Source organism: Aeromonas sp. SER, from assembly GCF_038739615.1.
GTDB classification, from domain to species: Bacteria; Pseudomonadota; Gammaproteobacteria; order Enterobacterales; family Aeromonadaceae; genus Aeromonas; species Aeromonas jandaei.
The window spans coordinates 123528-134347 of sequence record NZ_JBCGFC010000003.1; the positions used below are offsets into that span (position 1 = coordinate 123528).

10 protein-coding genes are annotated in these 10820 nt (G+C 59.3%); 6 read left to right on the plus strand and 4 right to left on the minus strand.

What is annotated here, in order from left to right:
• Positions 1-93 precede the first annotated feature (93 nt).
• The gene (locus AAHA41_RS05680) at positions 94-1002 is read left to right on the plus strand and encodes a LysR family transcriptional regulator (protein WP_323070245.1); all 909 of its coding nucleotides are present in this window, start codon (positions 94-96) and stop codon (positions 1000-1002) included.
• An 84-nt stretch (positions 1003-1086) separates the two neighbouring features.
• On the opposite strand, the gene emrD is transcribed toward AAHA41_RS05680, so the two are convergent.
• From emrD to AAHA41_RS05695, 3 genes are all read right to left on the minus strand, one after another.
• Positions 1087-2283, minus strand: a complete 1197-nt coding sequence (gene emrD / locus AAHA41_RS05685; RefSeq protein WP_005333920.1) for a multidrug efflux MFS transporter EmrD — start codon at positions 2281-2283, stop codon at positions 1087-1089.
• 261 nt (positions 2284-2544) lie between these two features.
• Positions 2545-3207, minus strand: a complete 663-nt coding sequence (locus tag AAHA41_RS05690) for a glutathione S-transferase N-terminal domain-containing protein (RefSeq protein WP_043819510.1) — start codon at positions 3205-3207, stop codon at positions 2545-2547.
• 152 nt (positions 3208-3359) lie between these two features.
• Positions 3360-3815: a hypothetical protein gene (locus tag AAHA41_RS05695; RefSeq protein WP_042030005.1), complete on the minus strand. Its 456-nt coding sequence runs from the start codon at positions 3813-3815 to the stop codon at positions 3360-3362.
• A 199-nt stretch (positions 3816-4014) separates the two neighbouring features.
• Between AAHA41_RS05695 and suhB the strand changes: the two genes are divergently transcribed.
• Positions 4015-4818, plus strand: coding sequence for an inositol-1-monophosphatase (gene suhB / locus AAHA41_RS05700; protein WP_021230872.1), 804 nt, complete (start codon positions 4015-4017; stop codon positions 4816-4818).
• A gap of 382 nt (positions 4819-5200) precedes the next feature.
• On the opposite strand, the gene AAHA41_RS05705 is transcribed toward suhB, so the two are convergent.
• Complete coding sequence (locus AAHA41_RS05705) at positions 5201-6832, minus strand: methyl-accepting chemotaxis protein (RefSeq protein ID WP_323070241.1); 1632 nt, start codon at positions 6830-6832, stop codon at positions 5201-5203.
• Between the two features lie 387 nt (positions 6833-7219).
• Between AAHA41_RS05705 and AAHA41_RS05710 the strand changes: the two genes are divergently transcribed.
• The 4 genes from AAHA41_RS05710 to AAHA41_RS05725 all read left to right on the plus strand — a co-directional run bounded on the left by AAHA41_RS05710 (position 7220) and on the right by AAHA41_RS05725 (position 10810).
• Positions 7220-8152: a ZIP family metal transporter gene (locus AAHA41_RS05710; protein WP_019446013.1), complete on the plus strand. Its 933-nt coding sequence runs from the start codon at positions 7220-7222 to the stop codon at positions 8150-8152.
• 168 nt (positions 8153-8320) lie between these two features.
• On the plus strand, positions 8321-9013 hold the full coding sequence (mtnN, locus tag AAHA41_RS05715; RefSeq protein WP_040067225.1) for a 5'-methylthioadenosine/S-adenosylhomocysteine nucleosidase: 693 nt from the start codon (positions 8321-8323) through the stop codon (positions 9011-9013).
• On the plus strand, positions 9010-9972 hold the full coding sequence (locus AAHA41_RS05720) for a cobalamin biosynthesis protein (protein WP_323070239.1): 963 nt from the start codon (positions 9010-9012) through the stop codon (positions 9970-9972). The genes mtnN and AAHA41_RS05720 overlap by 4 nt, the downstream gene beginning before the upstream one ends.
• The gene (locus tag AAHA41_RS05725; protein WP_323070237.1) at positions 9965-10810 is read left to right on the plus strand and encodes a cobalamin-binding protein; all 846 of its coding nucleotides are present in this window, start codon (positions 9965-9967) and stop codon (positions 10808-10810) included. The genes AAHA41_RS05720 and AAHA41_RS05725 overlap by 8 nt, the downstream gene beginning before the upstream one ends.
• Positions 10811-10820: the final 10 nt, after the last annotated feature.

The window sequence follows — 10820 nt, forward strand, 5'->3', positions numbered from 1 at the left end:
AAATCTATATCCTGATAGAGTTGTTCTATCGAAGATGTTTTTTCAATTGATTAATTCTTCAATAGCCGGTTCCACTGCCTCCACTACAACCAGATGAACATCAAGCAACTTCACTACTTTCACGAGCTGGCCAAACACCGGCATTTTGCCAAAGCGGCCAAAGCCTGCCACATCACCCAACCCACCCTCTCGGCCAGCATTACCGCGCTGGAAAAGAGTGTCGGCACCGATCTGGTGGTACGCACCAGCCAGTTTGTCGCCCTGACCGAGGCGGGCGAGCTGGTGCGCCAATATGCCGAACGGATGTTGCTGGAACAGGAGGCGCTCAAGCAGGAGCTGGCGCTGTTTCAGGGCGAACTCTCCGGCACCCTGCGCATCGGCATCGTGCCCCAGTCCAATCTCGACATCATGCCGTTTATCGCCCGCTGCAAGCAGCGCTATCCCGACATCGTCATTCGCCTGTCGGTGCTCAGCAACGAAGCCCTGCTCTCACAGCTGGAGCTGCATCAGTGCGATATCGGGCTGGGATTTGATGAACCGGTTGGCGGAACTGGCCGGCGCGCCTTTCATGTCTACCCGCAAGGCGCCAACCAGATGGCGGTGCTGATGAACCGTGACGAAGCAGATCAGTACCCGCGCAGCGGCGACATTGCGCTTGCTGAACTGCAGCAACAGCCGCTGGTGCTGCCCAGCCGCACCATGCAATTTCGCCAATATCTGGATCGCGCCGCCGAGCAGATGGGAACCTCGCTTAACGTGGTACTGGAGACCGACTCGCTGTTCCATCTGGTCAGCGCCGTACGCCACCGGCTGGGCTGGGCCATCGTCAGCGCCGGTCTCGCCCGCTCTGCCAGCAAACTCTCGGATCTCGTTTGCCTGCAACTCGCTCCGCTGGAGAATATCGGCCATACCGCCTTTCTGACCCGCCAGCAGAGCATCACCCCCGCCATGCGTGCCTTTCTTGAACTGGTGGCAGAAGGTGAACCGGCAAACGCGCCTTGACGCAGGCCAAGCGGTAAACCTCATCCGGTTCTGGCAAAGAAAAAGCCCGCCAGAAGGCGGGCTTTCAGAGAGCAAGCGCGGGCATCAAATCGCCATCTGCTCGTGCGGCGAGCCGTGGTGACGCAGCCAGACAAAACTCAGCGCCACGATCAGCACCATCAGGGTCATGATGGCCCCCAGCGTCACCTGACCGGTCATCGGGAAACCGGCCGCCAGCAGGGTCACCACTCCAGCCCCCAGATTCTGCATCCCGCCGAGAATGGCACCCGCGGTGCCGGCCTGACCCGGGAAGGGCTCGATGGCACAGGAGGTGGCGGTCGGGTAGAGAATACCGCTACCGATGAAGTAGACAGCCGCACCACCGACCAGCGAGGCGGCACTCACCACCCCAAACAGCCCCGGCACCAGAATGATGAGGGAGCCGAGCGCCAGAAAGGCGATGCCAAGGCGCATCAGTTTGCCCTGAGTCAAACGGAAGCTCAGCTTGGCAGAGAGCCAGGCACCGAACAGATAGCCGGGCAGCGGCAGCACGAACAGCACGCTCACGGTACGGGCGCTCAGTTTCAGCACATCGCCCAGCAGCACACCGGCCGCCGCTTCAAATACCGCCAGTCCCGCAAAGGTCGCCATCAGGCAGAGCAGGTTGCCCTGAAACTTGGGGTTGCCCAGTACATGGCGATAGGCAGCACCGACGCGCAGTGGCTGACGGGCAGCAGCAGGCAGCGTCTCACCAAACCAGGCCATGATCGCCAGGGTTGCTACGGCACCAAAACCGAACAGGAACCAGTAACCGGCACGCCAGTTGAACAGCTCGGTCAGCCAGCCGCCCAGCACCGGTGCCAGCAGCGGGGAGAAGATCACCCCCATGCTGACCAGACTGTTGGCGCGGTTGAGCTCGGCACCGTTGTAGCGATCGCGCATCACGGTACGGCTCATGGCGCCACCGGCACCGGTACCCAATCCTTGAATAAAGCTGCCCACCAGCAAGGCGGCAAAATGGGGGATGACCTGAATGATCAGGGTGCCAACCAGAAACACCATCATACCGACGATCAGCACCGGACGACGACCGATGCGATCCGACAGCGGCCCGTAGACAAACTGGGAGAGGCCATAGGGGATCAGGTAGCAAGCCATCACCGCCTGCAGCTGGCCCGAGGCCACATTGAAGTCCCCCGCCATCATGGGAATGGAGGGGACATAGAGGGTCTGGGTCATCTGGCCCACAGCGACCATCAGAATGGTCAGTAAAAACAACGGATAAAAACTGTGCCGATCCATATCAGTCCCAAAAAATCGAAAAAATGCTGCCGCCCTCTGGCACAAAATGGCCCAGAGGAATCTGATCACAGAGGCTGTGATGCAATCAAAAACAGTGTTGGAAACAGTAGGCGGGGAGCCCGCCAGACCACCGCACAGGACGCTTGGTGGTATGGGGGCATCATAGTGATTCAGCTCACAGAAAACGAACGAATCTTTATAATCGGCTTGCCTTAGTTTTTCTAATATTACGGGGCAATACGCCCCGTCTGCGGTTCAAAATCAACGTGTTACCATCTGTTGTGCCTGCTTGATCAGCTCATCCGGCTGCTCTTTGCGCGGCGGTATGGTGATCCCCTTCTGGCAGGCAGGCTTCTCGGCCATCCGATCCATCCAGGCTTGCAGATGGGGTAACCCCTCGATGGAGATGCCGCTCCAGTCATAAATCCGCACCCAGGGCCAGGTGGCGATATCGGCGATGCTGTACTCGTCCGCCAGATATTCGTGATGAGCCAGATGGCTGTCGAGCACCTCAAACAGGCGGCGCCCCTCCTTCTGGTAGCGTTCGATGGCGGCGGGGATCTTCTCGGGGAAGTAGCGGTAGAAGACGTTGGCCTGCCCCATCATGGGCCCTACCCCGCCCATCTGGAACATCAACCACTGAATGGCCTGAGAGCGGCGTTTGGGGTCCGCCGGCAACAATTTGCCCGTTTTCTCCGCCAGATAGATAAGGATGGCGCCAGACTCGAATACGGCAAAATCGTCATTATCCCGATCGACGATGGCCGGAATGCGGCCGTTGGGGTTGATGGCCAAAAATTCCGGCTTCTTCTGATCCAGTGCCGAGAGATCGAGAGGAATAACCCGATAGGGCAATCCCAGCTCTTCCAGTGCAATGGCCACCTTGAAGCCATTGGGGGTTGCGGCGGTATAAAAGTCGATCATCCTTCACTCCTTCCTTGCTGATTTGATCACACGAAAAACGGAACATCCTGATGCCCGCGATTTCACCAGATATGGTTTTACCATAAAGAGTACGGCGCACTATCTGCCAGTGATGACAGATCGTGCGCCGCTTGCATAGCTTGCCGGGGAAATCAGTTCAAGACGACGGCCGACTTACGCTGACGCAGCAGGATAAGACGAGAGAGCAGCGGGAAGTAGGATTCCAGCTTGCGCAGCAGCACCCGGCTACACGAGGGGTCTGCCAGCTCTGACTCCTCCAGCACGATGCCGTTGGAGACAAAGTAGAAACGGGGGTCACGCACATCGGGGCCGCAGATGGTGAGATCCTTGTCCCCCTTTCGGATCAACAGCGGCAGTACCGGCAATCCGATGGCATCGTCTTCGCCACGGATAAACCCGGCATCCTGCCAGGGGGTATCGCCATCGATCAGCAGGATCGCCGCTTCGGCCTTGGCCGGTTGCCACTCGGTCAGTGGCGTCACGCTGATGTGGGCAAAATGGTCACCATACTCGGGTGATGACCGCAAAATGGCCAGCAGACCTTCACTGGCGCCTGACACGTTTTGACTCACTAATGACAAATTCATGGCTCATATCCCTATGCTCATGGCAGCCAGTATCCGGCTGCTGCCATAAGACTAGCGCAGATCAGGGCTATATTGGAGCCGTCAGATCTGGCAGTCGCAATCAATTGGTCGTAGAGGGATAACAGTTGCCATCGCACAAAATACTGGTATCATACCGCGTCCTTTTATCCCCCGTTCTTTAACATCCAGTGGTGAACCTATGCATCCGATGCTGAATATCGCCGTGCGCGCTGCGCGCAACGCCGGTCAAGTTGTAGTAAAAGCCTTCTCCCAGCCCGAGAACATTGAGGCTATCCAAAAAGGCAGCAATGACTTCGTGACCAACGTTGACCGTGAAGCCGAAGCGGCCATCATTCACACCATCAAAAAATCTTACCCAGAACACAGCATCGTCGCTGAAGAGTCTGGTGAGATTGCCGGTACCAATCCGGACTACCAATGGATCATTGACCCACTGGATGGCACGACCAACCTGGTCAAAGGCATTCCGCACTTTGCCGTCTCCATCGCCCTGCGCGTCAAGGGCAAGACTGAACAAGCCGTTGTTTACGATCCGATCCGTGACGAGCTGTTCACTGCTACCCGTGGTAGCGGCGCCCAGCTGAACGGCTACCGCATTCGTGTCGGCAAGGCGAAAGAGCTGGCTGGCACCGTGCTGGCGACCGGTTTCCCGTTCAAGCAGAAGCATCACATCGAGCCTTACCTCAAGATGTTCCAGAGCATGTTCATCGAATGTGCCGACATCCGTCGCTCCGGCTCTGCCGCACTGGATCTGGCCTACGTGGCTGCCGGTCGTGTCGACGGTTTCTGGGAAATCGGCCTGAAGCCCTGGGACACCGCTGCCGGTGAGCTGCTGGCAAAAGAAGCCGGCGCCATCGTCACCGACTTCGTTGGTGGCCACAACTACGAAAACTCCGGCAACATCGTGGTTGCCAACCCGCGCGTCCTGAAAGAGATGCTGGGCAAGATCCGCGAAGAGCTGCCGGAGTCTCTGGCCAAATAAGCCAGCCTTCGAGCAGACAGATAAAAAAACCGGCGCAAGCCGGTTTTTTTATTGCTGCGATATACCCTGACAGGGTCACTGCAGCACACAACTTATGCTCTCCTCCCCCGCAACTCACCCCATCCCCAAAACAGTTCGTCGCCCTTCTCTCGTTAGCAAATACGCCTTAACCAACCTTCTTGAATATCACCGCACATAGGCCGAGATAAGCACCCAGCCTCCTGTTTGTCCTGAGCTTCATCCTCTTGCGAAGAACCCCAACCATCAGGCCTCGTACCCATCGCCAGATAAAAAAACACCCGGCACATGGCCGGGTGTCGTGAGGGCATGCAAAGCGCCCGACTTTTATGAATGAAGAGGCCGGCGTACGCCAGCCCCTTTATCAGGCGAGGCGGAAGCGACCAATGGTCTGCTTCAGACCCACCGCCAGCTGGCTCAGCTCCAGACAGGCACGGGCAGTATGATCGGCGCCCAGAGCCACCTCGTTGGCGGACTCGTTGATCCGCTCGACGTTGCGGCCCAGCTCGTCGGATACCGCATCCTGCTCGCCGCAGGCGCTGGCAATCTGGATCGCCATGTCGGCAATCTGGGCGACCGCCTCTTCAATCTGCTGGATGCCGTTGCTGGTCTGCTCGCTCTGATCCACACACTGGCGGATCATCTCGCAGCTCTGGCCAGTCACCTCTTTGGCCTGATTGGCACGCGCCTGCAGGGTTTCGATGATGGCCACGATCTCGCCGGTCGAGGCCTGGGTACGACCCGCCAGGGTGCGCACCTCGTCGGCCACCACGGCAAAGCCACGGCCTTGCTCGCCGGCACGGGCAGCTTCGATGGCCGCATTGAGGGCCAGCAGATTGGTCTGCTCGGCGATGCCGCGGATCACATCCACAACGACGTTGATCTGGGCTGATTCACGCTCCAGCTCGGTCACCAGCGTACCGGCCTGCTCGATCTCCTCGGCAACCCGGGTGATGGCCACCAGCGAGCGCTGTACATCCTGATTGCCGCTGCGGGCCAGCGCATTGGCAGAGCTGGCAGAGCTGGAGGCAGTTTCGGTATTGCCAGCCACATCGGCCACAGTGGCCTTCATCTGGGTCATCGCGGTCGCCACCAGCGAGATCTCCTGCTGCTGGCTCTGAATGCCCTTGGCGGACTGCTCGGAGACGGCGCTCACCTCATCGATGGCAGTGCCAAGCTGGGTGACCGCAGCCACCACCTCTTCGATCAGACCGCGCAAGTTGTCCTGCATCTTGAGAGAGGCTTTGGCCAGCATGCCCAGCTCGTCGCGGCCGATATGCTGACGCTCCAGCTGATGGGTCAGATCGCCGGCAGCAATGGCATTGGCCTGAGCCACCACGGCTTGCAGCGGCAGGCAGATCTGGCGAGTCAGGAACCAGGTCATCACCACCATGAACACCAGCAGGGCACCGATGCTCACCATGGCGAAGGTGGTCACCATGCTGACGCTGCCAAGCAGGCTGCCACGGTTCTCTTTGACGAAACCGAGGTTCACCTGGATCAGCGAGTTGACCGCCTGCTCCAGCGCCCCGAAGAGCGGGTTGGAAGCAAACAGCTGGGTTTTGGCCTGATCATGCTGACCCTGCACCAGCAGCATATCAAACTCGTTTACCGAACGTTGATAAGTGAGCCACTGTTGTTTGGCCTGGTTAAACACCTGGCGCTCGTTGTCGGCCCCTACGGTCGCCTCGTAGGCACGAAATGCCTCGTCAACCTTGCGAATATTCTCCTGAATGCGGCCACGACGGGCCTGCAGGTCGGCGGCATCATCCACCATCAGCAGGGCAAACTGGGCCCGACGTACATAAGAGACGTCGTAGAGCAGGGTTTCGACCGAGAGCACACTCGGCAAAGTGGAGTCGGTAAAATTCAGCACCCGATCGCGCACGCCGCGCAATTCATTGGAGAGAAAAACACCGAAGACAACGTTGACTGCGGCAATGACCGCAAAAACCACGGCAATCTTTTTGCCGATGGAAAGATTCTTGTAAAACATGATTGGCTGTTGATCCTCAACTGCTGACAAGCAGGTAAACAGTAGCGATCACATCCGTATGAGCTGATCCCGGCCATTCCTGACGGGAGATGGAAGGTTGCGAAAGCGGGGGAAGGACGATTTCGCGAGGCGCGCACTCTATCACAATATCGCCTAATCCTTCACCAGATTTCACCAAATGAATGCAAGCTGATTTCCTTCACAACCCGACATTCATCACAAAATATTTATAGCGACCAAATCATTTCAAATAGTTAACCGATAAATGCAATCGAGGCAGTGGCATGGACAAGGGGCCATCAACTCGTTGTAATGACCAACATAATCCGATGGCGGAGCGCCATCCCCCTTCGTTGTAACCATTTGCTGTAACAAGAGGCCCTGTTTATGGATAACAGCTCGTATCTGCCCGCTTCAACCTGGTCTGCCCAGCTGCGTGAACAACTGCAGGCGCGGCCACTTACCGCCCTCGGTCTCTTTATCGCGCTGGCTGCCGTCTTGCTGCTGCTGTTGCAGAGTCTCATCATGCTCGCTACCGGCGAGGTGACCAGCGGCGTGCGCTACGGCCTCATCGGTGGTGCCGCCGGGTTTGCCGCCACCGCCATCGGCGCCCTGCCCGCCCTGTTTCTGCGCTCGGTACCGCAAAAGGTTGAGGACACCATGCTGGGCTTTGCCGCCGGTATGATGCTGGCGGCCAGTGCCTTCTCCCTGCTGCTGCCGGGGCTGGAGGCCGCCGAGGGGATTACCGGCAACGGCTTTAGCGCCGCCGCCGTGGTGGTGGTCGGCATGACCCTCGGGGTGCTGTTGATGCTGGGACTGGATCAGTTTACCCCGCACGAGCATGACAAAACCGGCCCCTGCGGCCCCGGCCACGAGAGCTGCTCCCGGGTCTGGCTGTTCGTCTTTGCCATCGCCCTGCACAACCTGCCGGAGGGGATGGCCATCGGGGTGAGCTTCTCGCAGGGGGATATGTCGGTGGGGCTGCCGCTTACCACTGCCATCGCACTGCAGGATATTCCGGAAGGATTGGCGGTAGCGCTGGCCATGTGCGCTGCCGGTTTTCGCCCCTCTGTCGCCGTGCTGGTTGCCATCGCCAGCGGCCTGCTCGAACCGGTTGGCGCCCTGCTCGGGGTCGGGCTCTCCAGCGGTCTTGCCATCGCCTACCCCATCGGACTTGGGCTCGCCGCCGGCGCCATGCTGTTTGTGGTCTCGCACGAGGTGATCCCGGAGACCCACCGCAACGGTCACCAGACCTATGCCACCCTCGGTCTGATGGCAGGCTTTGCCCTGATGATGACCCTCGATACCGCGCTCGGCTAAAGGCCCTCTCCCCTCCTCATCAATGCTTTTTGTCACCTGCGGCGCTCCCATATGGAGCGCCGCACTTCATCTCTCCTTTCGCTTGTGCCTCTCGGCGCCGACGACATCTTTTGTTATGATCTACAGCAACTTAAATTCAGCCACACGGCTATCAAGACGAGGTCAGCAATGAAAGTAGGTATTATCGGCGCCATGGAGCAAGAAGTAGCCCTGCTGCGCAGCCAGATGAGCAACCCCACCACCCTGCAACTGGGCGGCTGCGAGTTCTATCAAGGGATGCTGGCAGGCAAAGAGGTGATCCTGACCCGCTCCGGTATCGGTAAGGTCGCCGCCAGCGTGGCCACCAGCCTGCTGCTGGAAAAATTCGCTCCCGACTGCGTCATCAATACCGGCTCTGCGGGCGGCTTTGCCCAGGATCTGCACATCGGTGATGTGGTGATCGCCAGCGAGATGCGTTTCCACGATGTGGATGTAACCGCCTTTGGTTACGAGATGGGCCAGATGGCGCAGCAACCTGCCGCCTTCCCCTGCGACGAGAAGCTCATCGCGGTCGCTCAGGATTGCATCGCCGAGCAGGGCAAGCACCAGACCAAGGTCGGTCTTATCTGTACCGGCGATCAGTTCATGTGCAAACCGGACGCTATCGCCAAGGCTCGCGCCGACTTCCCGCAGATGCTGGCGGTCGAGATGGAAGGTGCCGCCATCGGCCAAGTATGCCACATGTTCAAAGTGCCCTATCTGGTGGTGCGCGCCATGTCCGATATCGCCGGCAAGGAACAGGTTGAATCCTTCGATGCCTTCATCGAAGTGGCCGGCAAGCACTCCGCTGAAGTGATCATCAAGATGCTCGGCAAGCTGTGATCGAGACCGGCTCGCTTGATTTGATGGCCGACGCCCTCCTTTCGACGACGGCTGCCATTCTGGTAGGTGCTGCCCTGCTGGAGGCGGTGATCCCGTGGCCATCCCATCTGCGTCTTTCGGCCGTCACGCCCCTGCTGACCCGGCTGGGGCACAAGGTACACAGACCCGATGGTTCACCCGGCCAGCAAATGCAGGCCGGCCTGCTGGCAATGCTGGTAGTCTGGCTCCCCTGCGCCGCCGGGCTCTGGTCGCTGCGCAATCTGGCCCTGAGCGAGCCGATCTTCGACCTGCTGTTCCTGCTGCTGATGCTCGAATCCCGTCCACTGCGCGAACTCGCCCATGCCACCCGCTCGCTCGCCACCCAGGAGACCCTGCCGCTGGCAAAATTGCAGTCTGCCCCCTGGATCAAACGGGAGACCGGCAAACTCTCAGCCATGGGGCTCGCCAAAGCGGTGACGGAGAGCTGCGCCCTGCGTCTGGTAGGCCAATGGGCTGGCCCACTGCTGGGATATGCTCTGGCCGGCGTACAGGGCGCCCTGCTCTGGCGGCTGGTGCAGCTGATGAACCTGAGCTGGAGTCGCAAAGATCCCGCCTTCGACCACTTTGGTCGCGCCGCCAGCGCCCTCTATCAGGGGCTCTATGCCTCCGTCATTTTGCTGCTGGGACTGCCACTGCTGGCAAGCCGTCTCAAACAGGCAGCACAGCTGCTGCGAAGTGGCGCGCTCTGGCCCCATCCCGCCATGGGGCTGCTGCTCACTCTGCTGGTAGACAAGTGCCGGATCCGCCTTGGTGGCCCTCGCTACTATCAAGGGGCTCTCCAGCGCTGGCCCGTCATCGGCACTGGTGCTGAGCCAGATAGCGAGACACCGCGCAAGGTGCTCAACATTCTGCAAGGGTGCGGCTGGGGCTGGTTGATACTGGCGCTGGTTGTCACGGTAGCGGGGTTATTTCATGGATAGAGTGTTGCGCTTGCCTGTCTGGCTGCCCTGCGTGCTGCTGGCCTGGTTGCCCGGTGCTCTGCTGGCCGCCACGCCGACCCGGGTGGTGAGCGTTGTTCCCCACCTGACCGAGTTGCTTTATGACATCGGTGCCGGCGACAAACTGGTGGCCATCGACGATGCCTCAGACTATCCCCCCGAGGTCAAAACCAAGCCAAAGGTGGCGAATTATCGCAGCATCAACGTCGAGGCAGTGCTGGCGCAAAAGCCGGATCTCATTCTCGGCTGGCGCTCGGCTCAATCACGGATGCTGGCCCCGTTGGAGCAGCTGGGTATCCCGGTTTTCTACTCTGAGCCTACCGATTTTGCCTCGCTGGCTGCCGAGATGCGGGCGCTGGGCAAATTGCTGGGGGTGGAAAAGAGCGCCAACGAAGCCGCCGATCGCTATCTGGCACGCCTGCATTCCCTGCAACAGCGCTATGGTAGGCCAACCGACGTCAAGGTGTTCTACCAGCTCTGGTATCCCCCCCTCACCAGTGTGAGCGGCAATGCCTGGCCCGCTCAGGCCATCGAGCTCTGTGGCGGAATCAACGTCATGAGTAATGCCAGAACACCCTACCCACAGGTGAATATTGAACAGGTCATCAGGGCAAACCCAGCGCTGATCCTGGCCGGGAGTCAAGATCCTGACGCCCTGCATCACTGGCAGCAGTGGCCAAACCTTGATGCGGTGAAACATCACCGACTGATGCTGGTCAACTCCGATGAGCTGCACCGATTCACCCCAAGAGCCCTCAATGCGGTGGAAGATATATGCCGCACGCTCGCAAACGCTAACACCAAACGTGGTGACAATTAACCCCAAAAGA